Source organism: Prevotella multiformis (assembly GCF_018127985.1).
GTDB classification, from domain to species: Bacteria; Bacteroidota; Bacteroidia; order Bacteroidales; family Bacteroidaceae; genus Prevotella; species Prevotella multiformis.
This window is the reverse complement of sequence record NZ_CP072357.1, coordinates 59,057-80,996: the sequence shown is the minus strand read 5'-3', so window position 1 is coordinate 80,996 and position 21,940 is coordinate 59,057. Positions and strand designations below refer to the sequence as shown.

The window sequence follows — 21,940 nt, the reverse complement described above, 5'->3', positions numbered from 1 at the left end:
CATCTAAGATATTTGTAATTTAGCATAATATATGTCATTTATTTTTATAAATGAAAGAATTAAGTTATTTAGATAAATACGACAAACAGCAGGCTTTATCATGTATGTCATACATGATGGGGATGAAGGAAAACTCTGCATGGAAATACAATCTTGCAATCATTCAACGATATATATTAGAAAACAGCAATGGCGATATGCCTATTGATGTTACATTTTTAAAGAAAGAATTTTATGAGCTTATACCAAAAGGTGTAACAGATGAAGTTCAAGCTAATCTGTGTATAGATCAGTGTATAACAGAGGACAGATCATATAGTGTATATGCCTTGATGAGCGAAGGTGAGCAATATGCTATTCGCAGAATGGACATGATAGCCAGAAAATATGAGGTGAATGATAAGTTAATGAGAATAGGGCGCGTTATGCTAGATATGTCGGATATAATATGTGAAAGATTTGGGTACGGGCGATATGAATTAGGTGAATTATGCAATGAATATTTTATTTTTCCTAATAACAAAGAACTAAAGAATAATCCTTTGTTATTTTCAGACCGTGATATTTTAAAAATTCTAAAAGGTTATAATTTAGATGATAAAAGTTTGGAAATAATGGTTTATGAAAAGGATAAGCCTTTTTCAGATTTGAGTATATATAAAAATCAATTAAGTGGACCACTGGAATGGTATCCTCTTTACAAAACCCAAACAGGCTATTTAGTACTATCTCCTTATGCTTTGTTACTCTGTGCGCATTCTTTTTTCTTTAAGTCATTAGTTAATAACGTGGGTAAAGAAAATTTTGAAGATGCTTATGGTAGAATATGTTTGGAAGAAATTGCCATAAAGCTTGATAATTGTGAAGAACTCCAGGGTATAAAACAATATTCTGATGTAAAGAATATGGTTTATAGGTTGGATATAGATAAATACGCCAGCTTTACCTTTGTTACGAATATTCCTGATAGAATAGAGTTAGACAAAATGTTTGAGACCGAGAGGGTTACTGATGAACTTTCGTCTCGAATCATAGAATGCCTTATCAATAATGAGTCCCAAATAAAATCTATAAGCAATGTAAGTAAAGTCCTTAATATTATCGTTTTTTGTGGACCAAAGGCATTTGGATCGTTCTGCTCAACAATTGCAGCTATCGGATTAGTGTTCTCTGTCGATCAACTTGGGTGGATAGTAGAGCTTTTAAATAAAGGATTGTATAATCTTTACTGGTTTCTAGAGGATAAAAGAAAGATAAGATTTGCACCGATAAATAATGATTTTGAGATTTTTGGCTTTTATTATAAACATGAGATGACATTTTATGTAGATGATGATATCGCAATTCCAACAGGATTAACTATCTCTGGTAATCCTTTACTTTACGACATATATAAGCTCTTATGGGAAAAGGATGAACATGTGGAATATATTTGTAGTAAGATTGAAACTGTGAAGCATTTAGCAGATTTTGCTGATGAAGTACCATTTTATATAAATTCCCTGAGTAAGAATGACGGTAGCTATTTATTGGTGAAACTTCGTGATGCGGATATGTTGCTGTTTTATAGTTTTAATAAGTATGCTCAAATCTCTGCTCAAATAGCAAAGAGCATTGGCATGTGGCTATTTATAATAGAAGAAAAGTTTAATATCCATGTATTAAGGTGTCCTGTAACCATATTTATTAATTTAACAGAAAAAGGCACTTTTAATTTTTCTCATTTTAAGAGAAATGAACTAAGAATAGACATATCTCTATCTGATATAAATAATTTGAATATTGATGAATATTATATAGTTAAAGGGCTATGTGAAGTGTTCATGAACAAGAGGCTTGCTGGTAGAAATTTTACTATGGATCATCTAAAACAAGTATTTTTAGAAACTGGTGGTCATTTTTTGTTTGACGAATCTCAAGGTTCAATTGCAGTGATTGACGATGGTCTAAAGGGGTGCATGACTATCAGTAAACGTTTCAATAATGTTGTATTAACTAACATTCAAGAGCATTTTAACTGGTCCCCCCAAGGGGTCAAGTATAATATACAAGATTCAAAGAAAATAGTAAAAGATATTATTACATATTTGAATCAGCTCTTGAGGCCACTACTTGAGAAACTGTCAAAAAGAGGAGAGCTGATAAAGTTATTGGAACTGCATCATGGGCAATTATTCTGGCTGGCTTTAACAAATAGCCGATACATATATTATAAGAGGGTATATGATTATATTGGAATTCATGAGACAAAACAGCATACTTTTGAACAAGGTTATCAGGAAACTAATGCACTATGTAAATGGATAATTGAACAGATTGTCCTTGGACAACCATTTAATGAGAATAAGTTGGAATCAGTTGATGAAATATACTATGCCTTCTCTATAGCTCATCAATTGGAAGTGTTCAGTACGTTTATGGATATATTGAATAATACTCACGATGATAATGACGGAATAGAAATATTGGAGAATGGTAGAATTGCAAAATTATCAGCCATAGATGATATAAATAAATATATGATAGACTTTAGTCGCGAGCAGTTTTATGAGCAGGATCGTCTAATAAAGATGGGTATTCATGTGCCAGATTTTGAAATAGATATAAAAGATAAGACCTTTGAACGAGCCTTTGTTGCTGAATATGGAATAAGTTATAGCGATTATAAGAATATAATAACTAAATCTATAGACTTGGTAAATGAAGAGAATGTAGTAATAGCAAATTTTGAGCTGCAAACCTTTATTGATTATGTTTTTAATAATGGTATAGGTACAGATAAATACCAACCTTTTAAAGAACATTTTATGCTATATGGTGAGTTAGCACAACAAATAGGGCGTGATAAAAAGTTTAATTTTTCAGATACTTATGCTACTCGTCATAATAGAAAATTAGAACTTGCTACCCGACCTTGGATAATATATGACGGACATGTACTTTATTCATATAAATCTATATATCGTTCACACATTGTCTTGTACGAAAGGATAAGGAATGGTCGCTTATCATGTTCATCAAAGGAAATGACAACATTTGAAAGTAAGGTAAATGACAAGAAAGGTAAAGCCTTTAATGAAGCAGTGTTTGTTTTCCTGAGTAAAGAACTTCCTAATTCTGATGTTAAGATGGAAGTAAAAATTGGGAAAAATGAGGTTTTGGTAAATGAAGATAAAAATATAGGCGATTTTGATTTATTACTAAAAAATGATGAAAATAAAGTGATAGTAGGCATTGAGTTAAAAGACTTTATAGAATGCCGCACACCCTATGAGTTCTTGTGTGCAATAAAGACATATAGATATAAACTTATTCATGTTTACGAGCGATGTGAGTGGTTGGATAAAGAAAAAATGCAACTAAAGAAGATTTACCCATCTATGGATGAAGCTTATCGTATAAAAATGATATTTATGACACATCATAAATCTTCGCATAAATATATGGAGAATATGGAACACGGGGTTGTAGAAATGTCATTGCTTGAAATCATAGAGAATCCCTCAATTTTGTTTGAGTAAACTCCTCATTTTTTTGTTTATCAAATAATATTTGTTATTTTTGTAATTGATAAGGGAATAATTATGAAAACTCCAAACAATCGAATCAAAGAGGTACTTAATGAGAAAGGTATTAAGCAGACGTGGCTAGCAGAGCAATTGGGCAAGAGCTTTGCAATGGGCAATGCCTATGTGGGCAACCACCGTCAACCGAGTCTTGATATGATTGCTCAGATAGCCGATATATTGCAAGTTGAGCCAATTGACCTTATTGTGTTTGTGGATAAGAAAGTTAAGAATTAATGTTGGGACATTTAATTTAGGTAGCAAGATGACTGACTTTGAAAAATATATCCGACAGAGCGAACCGCATAAACGAGAGAAAGGTTATGCGTGGCAGACTGCTATTGGTTTGCAGGCTGTTGATGGGCTGAAGACTTCAGACTATCTGCGTCAAACAGCTTGTCAACATATTGAGGGCGATATTACGATTGAAGAGGTAAAGCGGCTTGTCAATAGCTATTATGAGTCGATGACAGCCCGTAAGAACGTAGAAGACAGAACAGAGGAAGCAGATAAAGTTTCGGCTCGTATTACCGAATTACTATCTGAACAGAGCTTTACGTTCTCGCCATTGGAATATATTTCGATTCATCGTCGTTTGTTTGAAGGTATCTATGAGCATGCAGGAAAGATAAGAGATTATAACATTACGAAAAAGGAATGGGTGTTGAATGGAGAAACGGTACTATATGCTGGTGCTGATAGTATCCGTGAAACGCTGGATTACGACTTTGCCCGTGAAAAAGAATACGATTATAAGCATCATGATATAGCAGAAGCTGTGAGCCATATCTCACAATTTGTTTCTGACCTTTGGCAAATTCATCCGTTCGGGGAGGGCAATACCCGTACAACGGCAGTTTTTACCATTAAGTATCTGCGTACATTTGGTTTCGACATCAGTAACGAAACCTTTGCTAACTATTCGTGGTATTTTCGTAACGCACTGGTTCGAGCCAACTATAACAATATGCCTAAAGGCGTCTTTGCTACAACGCAATACCTTGAAGCTTTCTTTCGCAATTTGATATTAGGTGAGCAGAATGAACTAAAGAACAGACTTCTACATATAGAAGCACCAAAGCATTTGGTTCAAAGTGCCAGTCTGGAAGTTCCAAAGAGCCATAATGACACTTTGGATTGCACTTTGGAAGAAGTAGCACTTATAAAGTTTGTCAAGGAGAAACCACAAGCAACGCAAAAGGAAATTGCTGTGCATATAGGTAAGTCTGAGCGAACCGTAAAACGTATGACAACGCGTTTGTCAGAACGTGGCATTATTGAACGCAAAAATGGTAAGCGCAATGGCTATTGGGAGATAAAAAATAATAAAACGAACAACTAAATTCCCATTTATGGAAGCGCGTAAAGAACAATATAAAAAATCTATTCGTTTTTTCAACGACCGTGAAGTTAGGGCGGTGTGGGACGAGGAACACAGTAAGTGGTGGTTCTCTGTGCTGGACATCATTGCTGCGATTAACGAGCAAGATGATTACCAAAAGACGAGAAACTATTGGAAGTATCTCAAAACCAAACTAAGAAAAGAAAATAGTCAGTTGGTTAGTGCTCAATACTCCGTTAATTTTTATGCTGCGTCAGCATCGAAATTAAATATCTCATTAATACTTTCTTTATTTAAAGGCGTGTTCGGGTTTTTCTCGAACACGTCAATAATTCGTTGTGCATAGTAGGCATTGACCATCTGCGCTTTAAGTCGACCGATGGACGTGCCAAGTTCCTTGCACATGATCTTGGCCACATTGAGTGCCGTGAATGAAGAGTTGAAGGCAAAGTCAAGTTTTCTCCTGTCGCGTGCCTGACAATCTGTAAGGCCGAGGAATTGCTTTGCGTCGCGAAAGCAGAACTCCTCCTGGAAACGTGTGGTGTAATATTCCACCACGTCGCGTCCGCCCATGTTCTCATCCGTAGCGAAGTACAGACGGCGGACACCGTTGGGCAACTCGTGGATGACAAGCGAAACGACCCTGTGCAAGGACTTGCACCATGCCTTGAGCGCATAAGCCTTTCCGGAAGTCTCCTCCAGCTCAAGCTTTTCGACTTTAGACATATCGATGTTACTCACGTCAATCTTGTCACCTTTGACACGAGGACGGCCGGGCTTTCCCGTGGGTTCCCCGTCCCATGTGTAGAACAAGGCTGCGTCGTGACGCAGGCGGCTCACAGCATGGAATCCCATCTTCATTACCTTGTCGATGAAGGGTCTTTTGGAGAAGGCTGAGTCGGCGACAAGAACCTTGCAGATACGCTGCAGCCTTACCTTGTCGTCCTCCAACACCTTGGCATACCAGTCGTACAGGCTCATCTCTTTTTTCTCCTCGCCTTTTTCCAATGTGGTCTGCACAGCCTTGAGCATCATGCACTCATGCAGGTCCACGTCTATCACACCGATGCCGAGGATCTCAAGACCGTGCTTTACCGCACCTGCACAGCCCGACCAAAACGTACCCACGTATGGGGTATGATTCCCAGCCTTCCTGATGAAGCTCGGGTCTATGACGATGGCATTGCGACCCTTGCCTTTTTTGAAGGCGAAAGCACTCAGCCACATGTTCATCTCAAGCCAGTCCACGCTGCGCTCTGCCGTCTGCCGATAGCACTGCTCGCCACGATTGCCATAGCGTCCCATCTGCGTGAAATTGCATCTCCTTGGGATGACCATCAAAAGAAAAAGCATTTCCATGATGTTTGTCTGGATACTTTTGCTTAACTTTGCTCCATCTTCGGCACTGAATGCTGCTTTGCAGAGCTTCATATATCGGCTAATCAAGTTGGTTATCAGCATAAACTTTATTGTCTTTTTACATTTGTAAAGTTACTGAAATTCAATGAGATAGCCGATTTTATTGTGTTGTATTTTGTTATTTGATCTACTCTTTTTCAGAGACTTATCATGTTTTCTTTCTGCCACAATTTCTGTTGCCTTAGGGACGAAAGCTTCGCAAACCGCGAAAATTTAACGGACTATTGTAGTGCTACTAACCAACTGAAGCTAAAAACCTTTGACGGGAAGTCTTATAAGACAGATACGTTTGATGCAGAGGGTGTAACCCTTTTGGCAAAGCATATCAACAATACCAAGGCTACGAACTTTCTTGACTGGTTCCTCTATAGTGATAACACTATTGATGGACAGAGCAAGAAAAAGGCTTATCAGCTTTTTGAAAGTGGTATCTTGCAAACGGCAGAACCTGGCAGTATTAAGTGTCTGCAACAGATACACGCTTATCTCTTTGGAGGACTGTATGACTTTGCAGGACAAATCCGTACCAAGAATATTTCAAAAGGAGGTTTTACTTTCGCTAATTGTATGCACTTCCCCGATACGCTGCAAGCAATTGAACGAATGCCCGAAACAACCTTTGATGAGATAATGGACAAATATGTTGAAATGAACGTCGCCCATCCATTCATGGAAGGCAATGGTCGCAGCACTCGTATTTGGCTTGACCTTATGCTGAAGCGTTCACTAAAACGGTGTGTGGATTGGAGCCAAATTGATAAGAACGAATATTTGTCTGCAATGCGTGAGAGTATATCTGATAGTACACAGATCAAAGCTTTGGTAAAGCCTGCTCTCACCACTAAGATTGATGACCGAGAAATGTTTATGAAAGGTATTGACTATTCATACTATTACGAACAAAAGGATTGATTTATATGAAGAAACATCATCCTATTATTTTTTGATGAAATTAATTATATTTACAACAAAATTAATATTGAAAAATATGGAATGGATATTTGAAGGAATCGGCACTAATATATTGGTTCTTATAGTTACATTTTTACTTGGTGGATTTACTGGCTACAAAATAGGAATCCACCAAAAGGCTAATTTAAAACAAAGCGCAGGTGATAATGCCACACAAAGTCAAACAGGAATTATAAATAATTACTATGGAGATAAACAAAAGTGAGCAAACTGCTGGTGATAATTCTACGCAGGTACAAGCTGGGACTGTAAATAATTATTATAATACCACAAATATTGTTGGGATTGATGAAGAACGTGCCCGTACTATTTGTAAGGAAGAATATGCCATTGCAAAAGCTAATTGGACTCAAGAGGCCCAAGGTATTGCCCAAGAACGTGTAATGGCATTAGAGGACAAACTAATACCAAAGATGAAACAGCATGATGAAACCTTAAAGATATTCGGTGATCCTGCTTTTCAATTTGTTTTAAGAAAAGCGCAAATATCAGCTGCATCAAGTGGAGAAGAAAGAGACTTAGATATGCTTTCTGAATTAATCGTTCATAGAGCCGAACAAAATGGTAAAAGAGAGCGAACATTAGGTATAACAAAAGCTATAGAAATCATAGATCAAATTCCAGAATCCAGTTTAATAGGGCTTTCAACCTTCTACGCAATAGATAGATATGAGTCAAAATCCTTTGACATACATCAAGGATTAAAAACTCTTGATAATCTATATAAGAGTATCCTTAATGATATAGAATTGCCTGTTGGTACACAATGGATAGAAAATTTGGATGTGCTTTCTGCAGTTCGAATGGGTTCTTCGGGAATACAATCTTTTAAGAAAATGGAAGAATTCCTATCTAATCAATTAGCATATTTACCTATGGGAATAGAACGAAATTCACAGGAATATAATGAGATACTCTCAGAACTACATAGGGTTGGGCTCTATGACCCCAAAGAGGAAATAGCAGAACTTAATGAAGATAATGGAGATAATAAAAAGGTTCTGAAAATCGAAATGCCGTTATTTAAAGAGCATCCTTTAAGAGAAGGGTTCCTTATATGTGCGTATCCACCTGAGGCTTTTACTGAGGGGAATAGTATTAGTATTAAAGTAAATCTTGGAGCACAAGAGTTAGATATTCCTCTAAATCGAGAACAATTCCTTGCATTTAAGCATCTTTCAGAAATAACATACAAGGATGGGCGAAATGTTGAATCATTGACTTCAAAGCTCATCAAAGAATGGGATAATTATGAAAATTTAAGAAATGTGCGAATCTGGTGGAATCAACTACCAATATTTTTTACAATAACACCCATTGGAGTTGCTATTGCAAATGCATATATTAGGACGAAATATCCTACTATCCCAAGTATGTATTAAAAGATAAATCCATTATCTATAATGTCTAAAAATTATACCACATGATAAGAGAAACTTTTGTTGATAAATATAACGAAGGAGTAAGGTTAATTATTTGCGAACTTTTCAATATTTGCAAACAGACAATGAAGCACCCTGGTGATTTGTTAGTATGTCAACAAAATGGTTTCATAGGTTTGGGCGCTCCTTGTTTGGATCCTGGGGAAACAGGAATAAACTATATGCAGCAACTTAATCAGATAGTTTATCCAGGTATTTGAAAAAAAACAAATGATAATGAGTGCTTTGTAAAATTAAGATCTATCTTTTTTAATGGTACGACGGATTTTGAACAATCCATAGAAGAAGAAATGCATAGGTATCAATTGATTTGGGAAAATGGTTATTTCCTAAAGACACTGAAAGAGATCAGTCATATTCTTAATGGCGAGAATTACGATTGGGAATTAGATATTGATAGCAAGACAAGAAATACAAGAAGCAATTATATAAAAGACGCTATTATTGCAAAGTTTTCAAAAGTTCCTAATTCTCAAAAGCTGTTGAATGAGGCATACAATAAAAATTTAAGGAATGCTATTACACATACTCAATATAATCTGATTCAAGGAGGTATTGTCCTGACAAATCTCAAAGGTGATAATCATCAGCCATTTTATGGCATTGCTTTTGAACAATGGGAAGAAATATATGGGTCTTCCGGAATTTGGAGTGATAACCTATGAATGATACTCAAAGTTTGAGACAAAAATCTCTTCATAATCTTCTCATTAATAATGGATTTAGACTAAATGAAGTGAATCTATAAGTTATAGTAACTCCTGCACTACTAATTAGCACATTATGATTATAATTCTCCGTATATAAAGGGTTTAACATATATGAGCAATGGTGTAAGTAGTTGATTATTAATAACCAATTATTATCACTCCAAATTCCGGAAGACCCAAATATATTCTAAGGAGAGGTTTCTATTACGATATATTTTTAGTGGATTAAAAGATATCATGGAACTTTTTTATGTTCCACTTACAAAAGAAACTATTTCTGGTGGAATTCCCATTCTTATACCCAATGGTAAAAGAAAATGGGCTGAAATATATGCATATTATTTTGAAAAAGGAAACAGGTGGATATTTCATAAATAAGCCTCCAATACGAGTTTATCAATTCCATTTATATCCGTATGCTCATAATATGAGAGTATAGAGTATCTGGATGGGTGACAACATCCAAGATGATTTCTAATCAATACTACTCAAATTGAGGAAACATTTTTGTACCATACAAATATAAATCATTGATAATCAGTATAGAATAAATTCGAAGAAGTGAAATAATATAACAACTAATATAATCGCAGTAATCCAGCAATGGGTTGCTGCGATTTTTTTATCAATATGAGGTGGATAGAAGCAAAAGGAGCAATAACAGATTTTCCTACGTTAGTATTTGAAAATATTGTTAAGAAGTTAATAGAAAAATGGAAAGATTTTTTCCTTGATAGTAATGGTAAAATAATAGAGTGTAAGAGAGATAAAACAACGAAACTATTTGAACTACTAACAGAATTAGGAGATCAAGAAGGTTACAGGGTATACTCTCATAGTTTGTCGGAATCTTTCTTGAAAGAACATAAGAAGAAGCATTTTGTTAATTGGGAATGGTTATTTGATTTATGTTGGTATCAAGAGGAAGAAGGCGGTTATCTTCTAAAAAGTATAGTCCTTGCAGTTGAATCTGAATGGACCAAAAGAAGATATATAAGTAAAGAGGAAAAGAATAGAGGATGCACGGATACAAAAGATAAATATGGAGCTATAAAATATGATTTCCAAAAACTATTGTTACCTAATACTGGGATGTGTTTGATGGTGTTTGAAGCTAATGAGGAGGATAGAAAGGAACTCTCTAATTATTTTGAAAAAGCATGTAGCATATATGATGGTAATATTCCAAAAATCCTTTTTATAGCTTTCTCAAAACAAGATAATACTTTTTTTTATTCTTACATTACAAAAAAAACAAAAAATATAAGTAATCATTCTTTTTCACTTGATAAACTACTATTCCTATGACCCAAGAAGAATACGACCAATTATCCTACGACTATGCACACTGTGCTGGCACTCACTGCGAGAAAGCCAGCCAGTGTTTGCATCATACTGCCTACACGATGCTCGGAACAAGTACACGGGAGCGGTATATGGTGGTGAACGAGAAAGTGATAACGGAAAAGCAATCCTGTCCTTTCTTCGCCCCCGACCGCAAGGAACGTTTTGCATGGGGCATCTCACGCATCTATGACAACGTGCGGGTGGCCGATTTAAGTGATATCCGACAGAATCTTATCTACACCTTTGGCCGCACAGCCTATTACCGGATTAAACGAAAGGAACGTGTCCTGACTGAACGTGAACAGCGAGAGATAAGAGAAGCCTTTACAAATGCAGGGTATGACGGTTCTAAAATAGAATTCGATCGCTATGAAGAACAATATCCTATCCTCATGCGTATCTACAAGTCAGCATAAAATAAGAGTTTCATCAATACGAACCAAAAGTTTCATACATATGAAACTAAAGTTTCGTTGAAATGAAAATCGAGTTTCATTATTATGAAACTTTGGTCTTAGCATAACAGAAACTTCATTATACCATCCTTATTTCTCACCTAATCAATAACAGACCTCTCACATGCAAGCCCCCTTTCAAACCTTTTTACTATCTTTGCAATCATCATCTTATGCTATTAAGACCTGACTTATGACAGAGCACCCAGAGCAACATAAGAAGTCGATTCACTCTTTCAAGGACCGTGAAGTAAGGGCGATATGGGACGAGGAACGCAATAAACGGTGGTACTCTGTGCTGGACATCATTGCTGCCATCAACGAGCAGGATGATTATCAAAAGACGAGAAAATATTGGAAGTATCTCAAAACAAAGTTGAAGAAAGTAAACAGTGAACTGGTTAGTGCCACTAACCAGTTGAAACTGCAAACTCCAGAATAGAAAACAACGATTAATGCGTTATGAGCATATCTGTTAACAAGGGAAAAGAACTCGTGAGGTGTGCTGCCGCCTTGGCTCGTCAGTTACACAAAAGACAGGTGGACAAAGCTGGAGTAGATTACTTCAGCGGGCATCTTACGATTGTTGCTAAGATGGGACAAACCTGGCAAGAACAAGTGGTCGGCTATCTCCATGATGCAAGCGAAGATACTCCGAACACGGTCGATGAGGTTCTGAACTTATTGGAAGAGAAGCTGGGAACACTGCTGTCTGCTGCAGAAAGAGAAGAGTTAACTGTGGCTTTGCGGTTACTCAATCACCACTTCGCACCTGATAGGGAAACGTATATCCATCGTATCAAAGACAACCCTCTCGCAACCGCCGTAAAGCTGCACGACCTTACGCATAATATGGATCTGTCTCGTCTGCCTAACCCAACAGAAAAGGATTATGAACGAGTAGCACGTTACAAAAAGGAGTACGATTATCTGAATAAAATATAACATCACATATAACTATGAGGAAAGCAAAACTAAGAAGGTAGATCGTTCTCAGTTGTTCTTGTTAATCAGGTTCACCACTACCTTTACCATGACATCTTTCTCCTCCGTCCGGCTCTCGGCAATCATGAGCGTGAGCGCAACGAGCGTATTGTCGGCAATGCGCTTGGAACCGTTTTTATGATAGAGGATGCCATTGTTGTTCATAAACCAGAGGAAAAGCGTAGCGGCAATGCGTTTGTTACCGTCAGAGAACGAGTGGTTTTTGGTTACGAGATAGAGCAGCATGGCAGCTTTCTCTTCTACACTGGGATATAGCTCCACACCGCCGAAAGTCTGATAGATCTGTCCAATAGAGCTTTTGAAGGATTCGTCTTTCTCGTTACCGAAGAGAGCTGATCCACCGAACTTCTCACGGAGAATCTCTATCTCGTGCATGGCGTTCTCATAAGTGGCATGGAAGAGTTCCTCACTGGTTGTCTTGTTGATGTTCAGCCGTTGATAGTCATAGTCATCCAGTGTGTCAAGGGCATAGGTATAATCCACTATCACATCAAAGAGGGCATGGTTCTCGTCGTTTGTGGAGACAGGCTGCTGCTCTATCGTCCTGCCCACCACCTGCACCAGTTGTCGCAGTTCGGCTATCTGCTGCTGGCGGAGGCGTTCGTTCACGGCATACCCTTTGATGAGATACTGCTTCAGGACGTTGTTAGCCCAACGTCGGAATTCTACACCTCGCTTACTCTTTACTCGATAACCGACAGAGATAATCACATCAAGATTATAATGTTCTATAGAACGATTCACGAGTCTTTCTCCTTCTTTTTGAACTGTCGCAAAATTTGCGACAGTTGAAATTCCATCGTTCAACTCTTCCTGTAATGCATTGTTAATGTGTTTGCCAATGGTCTTCACATCTCTGCCGAATAGTTCAGCCATCTGCTGCCGATTTAGCCAGACGCTCTCTCCCTCCAGCTTGACATCAAGCTGTGTTTGTCCGTCTTCACTCTGATAGATTACAATTTCGTTGTTTAGGTTTGTTGGCTCGTTCATAGTTATTACTTGTTTGGGCGCAAAGTTACATAATTTTTCTGTCTGTACAGCATTCCATTATAACAAATTGGAGTTCCTCCTAAGATGCCTCTATCTTCTTATGTCTCATACCGATATTTTTATTAATATTGATTATCAAAAGCCAGATCGCCCGAAAAGAAGAGGAAGGTATAAGGCTTTTTCGCCTATTGGTTGTCTTGATTCTACAGGTAATGTCTTACATGGAATGATAGACGTCGCCTTGATGCAATCGTGTTTAGATGGAGATGAGGTGAAACCGTTTGTACGTGATTATGGAATGGTGATAGTTGATGAGTGTCACCATGTCTCTTCCGTTACTTTTGAGCGTGTGTTGAAAGGCGTGACGGCTCGTTACGTGTATGGATTAACTGCTACACCGATTAGAAAAGACGGTCATCAGCCCATTATTTTTATGCAGTGCGGCCCTATCCGGTTCTCTGCCGATGCAGCAGGCCTGATGGCACAGCAAGGTTTCCATCGTTACTTTATTCCTCGGTTTACATCTTTCCGGCCACTTACAGAAGATAAACAGAATATCAGCTCGCTTTATCAGTCTTTGGTGGATGATGAGGTTCGTAACAATCTGATTGTTGATGATGTGTGTAAGGCAGTAGATGCCGGACGTATCCCAATGATCCTCACCAGTAGGACGGCACACGTTGAAATCCTTTCGCAGATGTTGCATGACAGGGGCAAAGATGTCATTCGGTTGACGGGGTCCGGCACTGCTAAAGAGAAAAAGACCGCACTTCATCAATTGAGGATTGTTCCGGTAAAAAACAAACTGGTAGTTGTAGCTACGGGAAAATATGTCGGTGAAGGTTTTGATCACCCACGATTAGACACCTTGTTTCTTGCTCTGCCCATTTCATGGAAGGGACTTCTGGCACAGTATGCCGGTCGGCTTCATCGTGAATACCCCGGCAAAATAGATGTGCGTATCTACGATTACATTGACCTTCATCACCCTGTTTATGACAGTATGTACAAACGCCGCCTGAGAGGTTACGCCTCTATTGGCTACAAGGTGGCAGATGTATCTTCGCCAACATTATTTGATTCTTTACCCAACCTTGACCTCGCAAGCAGCGAAGGACAGATTTTCAATGGCAAGACATTCTTTGTACCTTTCTGTAAAGACCTTCTTGCTGCCAGACACTCCATTATCATCTCGTCTCCGAAGCTGTATCATGTTCAGCAGAACCAGCTCACCGATATGTTTAAAAACTTACTTGTCAATGGCATTAACATCATTGTACTGTCTAAGCAGTCTGACGAACAGACCGATTATCTGAAGTCATTAGGTGTCACTGTGAATACGAATAAAACCCTCTCTCACAGTTGTGCCATCATCGACAGATCCATCGTCTGGTACGGCGGCATTCACCTGCTCGGTTTCTCAACAGAAGAAGACAATATCATTAAACTTTCAGATAATGCACGATTAGCCGCAGAACTGATAGAAGCGTTAATGGATAAGAAATGAAGTTAACCTTTCACCCTAATCCTCCTATTCCATAGACATCTTGTAATTTTCAATCTCCTGACGGAGATTTCCAGCGTGCTCTTCAAACATAAACTCCCGGAATGGCACTTCACTTTCTTTCTCCTTTGATAAAATCAAGGATTTAAGATATTCCCCCTTGTCTTCCTTTAGCACCTTGCTGGGTATAAGCCCAAATTCATTTTGAAGATGATTCATGACCAGCCTTGACATCCTTCCGTTTCCATCTACCCATGGGTGGATTGTTACCAGATTCAGGTGAGCATCGAAGCTCAGCTTGTATTGTTCATATACATCCGGCTGCTTTAATAGCTGCTCGCGTCTTTCATTCATTTCCCTACAGAAAACAGCCAGTCTCTGCAGTACTTTAAGGTAATTCAAATATGTCTTTCCCCCAGCCCCGGCAGTTACGTTGACGAGACGCAAATCTCCCCGCGAGGAATCGAAAGAGCCTCCCATGCCATTGACTACCCCACCAGTCCTTCTCATGACCAGAGAAGACAGGTGCTTCAATACGCCAACAGAAAATGGAGTATGGGTCCTGGCTAATTCCATGCTTCTTTCATAGGCAGCCTTCAAGTCGAGATTCATATTCTGCTCGACTATGCTTTTGCCTTTGGCAGAAATCCCCTCGTCAAACAGCAGCTGATTGTCGATCTCGGTCATTGTAGAGCCTTCTATGGCCGTTGAATGTGTCACGATGGAATACAGACAGAACTTGTCGTAGTCTATCTGTTCTTGGAAGCCCAGTTTCCCATGCTCTTCCAGTATATCTAAAAAATCTTGCTTATTCATGATCATCTTGTGTTTATGACGGCAAATGTACCAACTTATGCGGAGTAAAACAATTATTCTGCTAAAAAGCGGGCAATAAGAGGGATTGAAATTATAAACATCAATGCTGCGCCATCAGCGGGGCGGCTTTTCAGAAGCCGCTCTTCAGTATGCCGCCTGTCCGCCGTGCCGCCTGTTCCAGGAATCTGGCCACGTCCTCCCGAAGCCTTCGGAACGGTTCAGAGCCGGCATAGCCCACGTTGCGGCGCAGCATCGGGACTACCGCCTCCGTACTGTGGCTGTAACTTGACAGTTCGTTGCGACGCTGCGTATCGTGTACGGCATTGCGGTTTATCTCCTCTTCCCGCTCACGGATCAGACGGTCGCAGACACGCTTCAGCACCGGGACGACGATGTTGTCGAAAAGATGATGTCCCTGCACATAGAGGTAGGTGGTCTCCGGCGTCACGCCCAGCAGCCGCAGTTCATCCTTGAGCCTGAGGAAACTCTCCTTCGCACCGGGATTCTCACGCTGCAGCTGCCGTACCCGTATCTGAACCTTGTGGCGCAGATGCTGAAGACAGTTCGCTGCTCCCCGCAGAGAGAAGCTGCCTATCTCCACCACCCTGTTGAAATCGGAGATGGTGAACCTCCGGTGGACTCCGCACCGATAATGCCAGATGCTCCACACAAAGAGCGGATGGACAATCTCACTGTACTGCTTCAGGAACTCCTCCAGGTCGAAGAGGGCATGGTCGTTGAGCGTCACGGCCACCGTCACGTCGTGCAGGCTCGGCGCATAGCATTGCAGGTTTTCGATAGCGTATGCGTATGTGTGGAAGACATAAGGGTTGCCGTTCACCTCCGCCGACAGAGGCGTGGCTCCCTGAAGAAGATAGTCGTAGTCGGCATCCACACAGGCAATCATGTTCTCGCCCATGTTCTTCGAAACGAGGTTCATCAGCACCGACCGCTTCCCCTTCGTCAGGTTGATCCGTGACGGCAGCATCACTTCAAAGTAGCGTTCCTCATTCTCGAATCCGCTCAGCACCGTACGCCAGAAGAAGATGTCGTCATACGCCTCCACATAGGCGATGATCTTCCTCCGCGCGTGCTTCCCGTTCAGCCGGTTCGCCGCTTCAATGTAGGCCGACGAAAGGTTGTCGCTCAGTCTTCTTCCCATCGTTCATCCCCCTTTCTGCCGTCATTTGTCGGTGATGTCCGTCACCTCGGTCACACGGTCGATCCATCCGTTCATGATGACGGCCGGACTGTGTGTGGCAAGGATGATCTGTACGTTCGGGTTCAGTTCCAGAATGAGGTCGATAAGCCGTTTCTGCCAGTCGATATGCAGGCTCACCTCCGGCTCGTCCATGAAGAGGACATAATCCTTATTGTCTTCCACCAGCACCGTCAGCAGGATGACCAGCATCTGCTTCTCGCCGCTCGACAGCTGATAGGGGGCGAGCGTCTCTCCCATCAGCGAGAAGCGGATTTCATTCTCCGACCGGACAATCTTCTTGCCGGTCTCGGTGAACAGGTCGTCCAGAATGTCCTGAAACCGCTTCTTAGGCTGCGATATGCGCTGTGCCTTCTCCGCGGCGTCAGCCTCTCCCCCCTGCAAGGTCTCTATGATGCGGTTGCCGATGTTCACCTGGTAGTCGAGGTATTTGCGCTGGAGCTGGAAGAGCTGCCAGTCCAGTTCCGTGACGAGGGCGGTATTTACCTTGCTGATGCTGTCCGAGGCCATCAGCGGACGGTCGAACGAGCGGATGATGTCGTAGCGTATCCACCGCGCATCGTCCGGACAGACCTTCAGCCGCACGCCCTTGAGCGAGTGGCTGGGGAACTCGCCGCCCTGCGACAGGCTGCGAACCACCTTGTTCAGAATGGTGCTCTTGCCCACGCCGTTGATGCCGCTCAGGATGTTCACCTGCCGGTCCAGCGTCCACCGGATGTGCTTCTTTCCGCTCCAGAGCGAGTCGATCTCGATTTCTTCTATGTAATCAGCGTATTTCTGCATAATCGTAGAGATTGATGACAACAGTCATGCAAATATAATGTTTTTTATCCGAATGGCAATGCGAGACCGATATTTTAATTGCACAAGGCAGGTTTGAAAGCGCCTGGCACAGACAGCATCCGCCTACGGACATACCTGTCGGCAGCCCTTTGGCAATGTGTCGCCAATCTGTTGGCAACAGGCTGCCGATTTACCCCAACAGGCTGCCGCAATGCGACAGGTGGCTCTGCCGCCACGGCCGTCACCCATAAATACCACATTCATGGTAGGGAAAATAACACAAGTGGAGTATTCCACGCATCGGGAAAAGTCCGTACCTTTGCAACCGCGAACAAGCTACATCCGGGGCGTGGATGCCCGATGTGACACGTGACCGGCAGAGAATTAATATCAATAAATGTATTAACCGTTTCCCCTCCGCCCTCTCATTAAGGTCCACGGAAGGAACAGAAAAGAAAGGAAACCCAGTTTTATGGCAAAACAAAAGTATCACTTCGAGACACTCCAGCTCCATGCAGGACAGGAACAGGCCGACCCGGCGACAGGTTCACGTGCCGTGCCCATCTACCAGACGACCTCCTACGTCTTCAACGACTGTCAGCACGCTTCCGACCTCTTTGCGCTCAAGGCGACCGGCAACATCTACGGCCGGCTGAACAATCCGACACAGACAGCCTTTGAAGAGCGTATCGCTGCGCTCGAAGGGGGTGTGGCAGGACTTGCCGTCGCATCCGGCGCAGCGGCCGTCACCTACGCCATCACCAACATCGCCTTCGCCGGCGACCATGTCGTCGCCTCCAAGACCATCTACGGCGGCACGTACAATCTCCTGGCACACACGCTGAGCAAATACGGCATCAGCACTACCTTTTTCGACCCTGACAACTACGAGGAACTGGAGGCAGCCATCCGGGACGACACCCGGCTGGTCTACATCGAGACGCTGGGCAACCCCAACTCCAACATCTCCGACATCGAACGGTCGGCCGACATCGCCCACCGCCACGGCCTGCCGCTGCTGATAGACAACACGTTCGGCACACCTTACCTGATCCGCCCAATAGAACACGGTGCCGATGTCGTCGTACATTCCGCCACGAAGTTCATCGGCGGCCACGGGACTTCCCTCGGCGGTGTCATCGTCGACGGCGGTACCTTCGACTGGAAGGCAGACCCCGGGAAGTTCCCGGGCTTCAACAAGCCGGACGCTTCTTATCACGGCCTTGTCTTCGGCAACGTGCCCGCACCGTTCGCGACACGCGTCCGCACACTGCTGCTGCGCGACCAGGGAGCAGCCATCTCTCCGTTCAATGCCTTCCTGCTGCTGCAGGGGCTGGAGACACTGAGTCTGCGGGTGGAACGGCACGTGTACAACACCAGGAAGGTACTGGAATACCTGGAGAAACAGCCGCTGGTCAAGAAGATCAACCATCCGGCCCTGGCTTCCCATCCCAACCACGACCTCTACAAGCGTTACTTCCCCAACGGCGCAGGCAGCATCTTCACCATCGAGATCGACGGCGACCAGCAGAAGGCATTCGACTTCATCGACCATCTCAAGGTGTTCTCCCTGCTGGCCAATGTGGCCGACCTGAAGTCGCTCGTCATCCATCCGCTCTCCACCACACACTCAGAACTGAACGTGGAGGAGGCCGCCGGCCAGGGCATCTACCCGAACACCGTCCGCCTCTCCATCGGCACAGAGCATTATGAAGACATTATCGCCGACCTCGACCAGGCTTTCGAGGCGATAAAGTAAAAATCAAAACGACAACATCATGGCAAAGACAGCAGACAGACTCACAGAACTTATCGGGAACACGCCGCTGCTGGCACTCCGTAAGTTCTCTGCAGGGAAGGGACTCGAAACACCCATCCTCGCAAAGATAGAATATTTCAATCCCGGCGGCAGCGTGAAGGACCGTATCGCACTGGCAATGATAGAAGATGCCGAAGCGAAAGGACAGCTGAAGCCCGGTGCGACCATCATCGAACCGACCAGCGGAAACACGGGAGTCGGACTGGCACTGGTGGCGGCCGTGAAAGGCTACCGGCTCATCCTGACCATGCCCGAGACGATGAGCGTCGAACGGCGGAATCTTGTGAAAGCATACGGTGCCACGGTGAAGCTGACCAGCGGGAAGGACGGCATGAAGGGAGCCATCAAGGCTGCCGAAGAACTGCGCAGCTCCATTCCGGGCAGCGTCATCCTCCAGCAGTTCGAGAACCAGGCCAATCCGGAACGGCATTACCGCACGACAGGGCCGGAGATATGGCGGGATACCGACGGCAAGGTGGATGTCTTCGTAGCAGGCGTGGGGACCGGCGGCACCGTCAGCGGCATCGGACGTTACCTCAAGGAACAGAATCCGGCTGTCAAGATCGTTGCCGTAGAGCCGGCCGCATCGCCCGTCCTGAGCGGCGGGAAGAGCGGACCGCACAAGATACAGGGCATCGGGGCCGGCTTCGTACCGGCGACTTACAGCAGGGAATACGTAGATGAAGTGTTCGAGGTTGAGAACGATCAGGCCATCCTCGCCGGCCGCCAGCTGGCACAGCAGGAAGGTCTGCTCGTCGGCATCTCTTCCGGAGCGGCCGCCTTTGCGGCCGCCGAGATAGCCCGCCGGCCGGAGAATGCAGGCAAGACCGTCGTGGCCCTTCTCCCTGACACGGGCGAGCGTTACCTCTCGACCGTCCTCTACGCTTTTGAGGAATATCCTCTTTAACTTTTCCCCTCACGGTGTCTGCGATCTGCTTCCTCCCTACGGAAGCCGGGGCCGGACACTGAGAACGAGGGTTTTTCAAAACTCAGGAGTCAGAAAGACCCCTTTCCTAATTGACCGTCTCAGACCCTCATAAACATCAGAACAACCGCCATCATCGAGTTCTTAACTCTTTGGTAGCGGTTGTCCTTTACAAATGACAGCTGTCTTCAGTTGGAATCGGATTTTGACACACCCTCTCTGTACAATATCAAATCCATGCCCGGCCGATGATTTCCCACAGTCGTTTTCAGCGGGAGGGACCCGCCGGCGGGCCTTTTAATCATCCTCCTCTTCGTCCTCTTCCGGCTCTGCCCACTCCACACGCGCACCGTAGGCAAGGGTCTGGTTTTTCTTCCCCGTGCGGGCATTGCGGGTACTGGTGGGTACGAAACGGCACTTCACGTTCTTGACGTGCTTCCTGATATCGAAATCCTCGGGATTGTCTACCGGCTCACTCTCCACGGTGAGATGGAAACGGCCGAGACCTTCGAGAACCACCGTCTCTCCCTCACGCAGCCGGTAGGAGATTTCATCCACCAGCGCAATGACAAGCCCGCGCACGTCGCCACGCGAGAACGATGTGTTCTCCTGAATGGCATCGGCAAGTTCCTCTGTCGTCACGACACCCGTACTGACCGTGCGGGCATACCACTTGCCAGCACCTTTCTTGTCCTTGAACTTACTCTGTTCCAGTCTTATCTCTACTGCCATAACATTATGCTTATCTGTTCCCTTTCTGTAAAACCACTGCAAATATAAGCAAAATAAACTGTTCGGACAAGATAAAAATAAACTATTTTACAGGGCCATTCTACCTTGGGCAAGCACTAAAACAATCTTTAAGGCAGGTTTTCAAAGAGGGGGCTCATAACACCAGTATACCTGCACAAACTTTTCAGGACAGGCCTTAATGAATGCCTCACATTAAGTCCGCAGACAGAGTTACTCTTGAGAATTGGCTGATTCCATAGAGTCCACCTATCCGCACAGATGTTTAGGACATTCTTAAACTGAACGTCATGAGAAAGTGATAACAAGCCTCCGGCGACAATACAATCAGGGTGGGACCTCCTTGCGTTTGTTCATCCAAGTATTCAAAGGGGCTGTTCGTTTGCGTCACGCAAAAACATTTCGTTCCATTTTGAAATATCAACGGAAATACTTAATTTTGCGGTATGTTCATATCATAACATCATTGTCAACATGAAGATATTACGGCAGACTGTCAATAAACGGACATCAACATCGGAACTTCTTTCACAGAGGCCGACAAGGGAGACCGGCATCCTTTCCGCATTGGGCATGACACCCAGAAAGCGTTTTGCCCAATATCTTCACGGAAATGACATAGACGACCTGCAGCGGGACGCAAGAGTCATTGCCCAAGACATGGAAACGGTAATCAAAGTGCTGGCTGAAGGAAGGAAAAGAATGAAAAGAAACTGAGCATACATCATCTGTGACTACCTGCAACGAAGCGTTGTCAGAGGAAATTACGGATGTCAACAAAGTGCTCGACACACTCGATCCCGAACAGCGGTACCATCATTGTGAAAGCCTTCATGGCGATGGAGTCTGAACGCACTTCCCGCGGTCCGCTCCCCG

At 43.1% G+C, this 21,940-nt stretch carries 20 protein-coding genes and 3 pseudogenes; 17 read left to right on the top strand and 6 right to left on the bottom strand.

Going from position 1 to position 21,940, the window contains the following annotated elements; genetic code table 11:
- Positions 1-50 precede the first annotated feature (50 nt).
- From J4864_RS00330 to J4864_RS11740, 4 genes and pseudogenes are all read left to right on the top strand, one after another.
- Positions 51-3,521 (top strand): anti-phage protein Upx-like protein, encoded by a 3,471-nt coding sequence (locus J4864_RS00330; protein ID WP_211814187.1) that lies wholly within the window; start codon positions 51-53, stop codon positions 3,519-3,521.
- 63 nt (positions 3,522-3,584) lie between these two features.
- The gene (locus J4864_RS00325) at positions 3,585-3,803 is read left to right on the top strand and encodes a helix-turn-helix domain-containing protein (protein WP_211814186.1); all 219 of its coding nucleotides are present in this window, start codon (positions 3,585-3,587) and stop codon (positions 3,801-3,803) included.
- Positions 3,804-3,831: 28 nt separating this feature from the next.
- Positions 3,832-4,908, top strand: a complete 1,077-nt coding sequence (locus J4864_RS00320; protein ID WP_211814185.1) for a Fic family protein — start codon at positions 3,832-3,834, stop codon at positions 4,906-4,908.
- A 10-nt stretch (positions 4,909-4,918) separates the two neighbouring features.
- Positions 4,919-5,138, top strand: a pseudogene (locus J4864_RS11740) (cell filamentation protein Fic); the annotation flags it as partial.
- A gap of 13 nt (positions 5,139-5,151) precedes the next feature.
- Here the strand turns inward: J4864_RS11740 and J4864_RS00315 are convergent.
- Complete coding sequence (locus J4864_RS00315; RefSeq protein ID WP_246479394.1) at positions 5,152-6,339, bottom strand: transposase; 1,188 nt, start codon at positions 6,337-6,339, stop codon at positions 5,152-5,154.
- A gap of 213 nt (positions 6,340-6,552) precedes the next feature.
- On the opposite strand from J4864_RS00315, the pseudogene fic reads away from it, so the two are divergent.
- The 10 genes and pseudogenes from fic to J4864_RS00265 form a co-directional block, all read left to right on the top strand.
- Positions 6,553-7,239, top strand: a pseudogene (fic, locus tag J4864_RS00310) (protein adenylyltransferase Fic); the annotation flags it as partial.
- A gap of 76 nt (positions 7,240-7,315) precedes the next feature.
- Positions 7,316-7,504 (top strand): hypothetical protein, encoded by a 189-nt coding sequence (locus tag J4864_RS00305; protein WP_004350115.1) that lies wholly within the window; start codon positions 7,316-7,318, stop codon positions 7,502-7,504.
- Positions 7,485-8,681 carry an LPO_1073/Vpar_1526 family protein gene (locus J4864_RS00300; RefSeq protein ID WP_211814183.1) on the top strand — a complete coding sequence of 399 codons (1,197 nt, stop codon included), beginning with the start codon at positions 7,485-7,487 and terminating at the stop codon, positions 8,679-8,681. Before J4864_RS00305 ends, J4864_RS00300 begins: the two co-directional genes overlap by 20 nt.
- A gap of 41 nt (positions 8,682-8,722) precedes the next feature.
- Positions 8,723-8,941 carry a hypothetical protein gene (locus tag J4864_RS00295; RefSeq protein ID WP_211814182.1) on the top strand — a complete coding sequence of 73 codons (219 nt, stop codon included), beginning with the start codon at positions 8,723-8,725 and terminating at the stop codon, positions 8,939-8,941.
- A 90-nt stretch (positions 8,942-9,031) separates the two neighbouring features.
- Entirely contained in the window at positions 9,032-9,406 is a 375-nt protein-coding gene (locus tag J4864_RS00290; RefSeq protein WP_211814181.1) for a hypothetical protein, read from the top strand.
- Between the two features lie 282 nt (positions 9,407-9,688).
- Positions 9,689-9,829, top strand: coding sequence for a hypothetical protein (locus J4864_RS00285; protein WP_211814180.1), 141 nt, complete (start codon positions 9,689-9,691; stop codon positions 9,827-9,829).
- A 252-nt stretch (positions 9,830-10,081) separates the two neighbouring features.
- Positions 10,082-10,759: a hypothetical protein gene (locus J4864_RS00280; RefSeq protein WP_211814179.1), complete on the top strand. Its 678-nt coding sequence runs from the start codon at positions 10,082-10,084 to the stop codon at positions 10,757-10,759.
- Positions 10,756-11,214 (top strand): DUF6078 family protein, encoded by a 459-nt coding sequence (locus tag J4864_RS00275; protein WP_211814178.1) that lies wholly within the window; start codon positions 10,756-10,758, stop codon positions 11,212-11,214. Before J4864_RS00280 ends, J4864_RS00275 begins: the two co-directional genes overlap by 4 nt.
- 232 nt (positions 11,215-11,446) lie before the next feature.
- Positions 11,447-11,692, top strand: a pseudogene (locus J4864_RS00270) (cell filamentation protein Fic); the annotation flags it as partial.
- Between the two features lie 29 nt (positions 11,693-11,721).
- Positions 11,722-12,198: a phosphohydrolase gene (locus tag J4864_RS00265; RefSeq protein ID WP_211814584.1), complete on the top strand. Its 477-nt coding sequence runs from the start codon at positions 11,722-11,724 to the stop codon at positions 12,196-12,198.
- A gap of 48 nt (positions 12,199-12,246) precedes the next feature.
- Here the strand turns inward: J4864_RS00265 and rhuM are convergent, their stop codons facing one another.
- Positions 12,247-13,248: a virulence RhuM family protein/type II toxin-antitoxin system death-on-curing family toxin gene (gene rhuM, locus J4864_RS00260; protein ID WP_211814176.1), complete on the bottom strand. Its 1,002-nt coding sequence runs from the start codon at positions 13,246-13,248 to the stop codon at positions 12,247-12,249.
- A 100-nt stretch (positions 13,249-13,348) separates the two neighbouring features.
- Here rhuM and J4864_RS00255 point away from each other — a divergent pair, with 100 nt between their 5' ends.
- A complete protein-coding gene (locus J4864_RS00255; protein ID WP_246479392.1) occupies positions 13,349-14,755 on the top strand; it encodes a DEAD/DEAH box helicase family protein in 1,407 nt (468 codons plus the stop codon).
- A 24-nt stretch (positions 14,756-14,779) separates the two neighbouring features.
- Here J4864_RS00255 and J4864_RS00250 read toward each other — a convergent pair whose 3' ends face one another.
- From J4864_RS00250 to J4864_RS00240, 3 genes are all read right to left on the bottom strand, one after another.
- Complete coding sequence (locus J4864_RS00250; protein WP_211814175.1) at positions 14,780-15,568, bottom strand: Fic family protein; 789 nt, start codon at positions 15,566-15,568, stop codon at positions 14,780-14,782.
- Between the two features lie 130 nt (positions 15,569-15,698).
- On the bottom strand, positions 15,699-16,730 hold the full coding sequence (locus J4864_RS00245; protein WP_007368134.1) for a DUF4435 domain-containing protein: 1,032 nt from the start codon (positions 16,728-16,730) through the stop codon (positions 15,699-15,701).
- A 21-nt stretch (positions 16,731-16,751) separates the two neighbouring features.
- Positions 16,752-17,570 (bottom strand): AAA family ATPase, encoded by an 819-nt coding sequence (locus tag J4864_RS00240; RefSeq protein WP_211814174.1) that lies wholly within the window; start codon positions 17,568-17,570, stop codon positions 16,752-16,754.
- Positions 17,571-18,042: 472 nt separating this feature from the next.
- Between J4864_RS00240 and J4864_RS00235 the strand changes: the two genes are divergently transcribed.
- Together J4864_RS00235 and cysK are read left to right on the top strand one after the other, a co-directional pair.
- Positions 18,043-19,329, top strand: a complete 1,287-nt coding sequence (locus tag J4864_RS00235; protein ID WP_211814173.1) for an O-acetylhomoserine aminocarboxypropyltransferase/cysteine synthase family protein — start codon at positions 18,043-18,045, stop codon at positions 19,327-19,329.
- A 19-nt stretch (positions 19,330-19,348) separates the two neighbouring features.
- The gene (gene cysK, locus J4864_RS00230; protein WP_211814172.1) at positions 19,349-20,296 is read left to right on the top strand and encodes a cysteine synthase A; all 948 of its coding nucleotides are present in this window, start codon (positions 19,349-19,351) and stop codon (positions 20,294-20,296) included.
- A gap of 315 nt (positions 20,297-20,611) precedes the next feature.
- On the opposite strand, the gene J4864_RS00225 is transcribed toward cysK, so the two are convergent.
- A complete protein-coding gene (locus J4864_RS00225) occupies positions 20,612-21,046 on the bottom strand; it encodes an HU family DNA-binding protein (protein ID WP_211814171.1) in 435 nt (144 codons plus the stop codon).
- Positions 21,047-21,940: the final 894 nt, after the last annotated feature.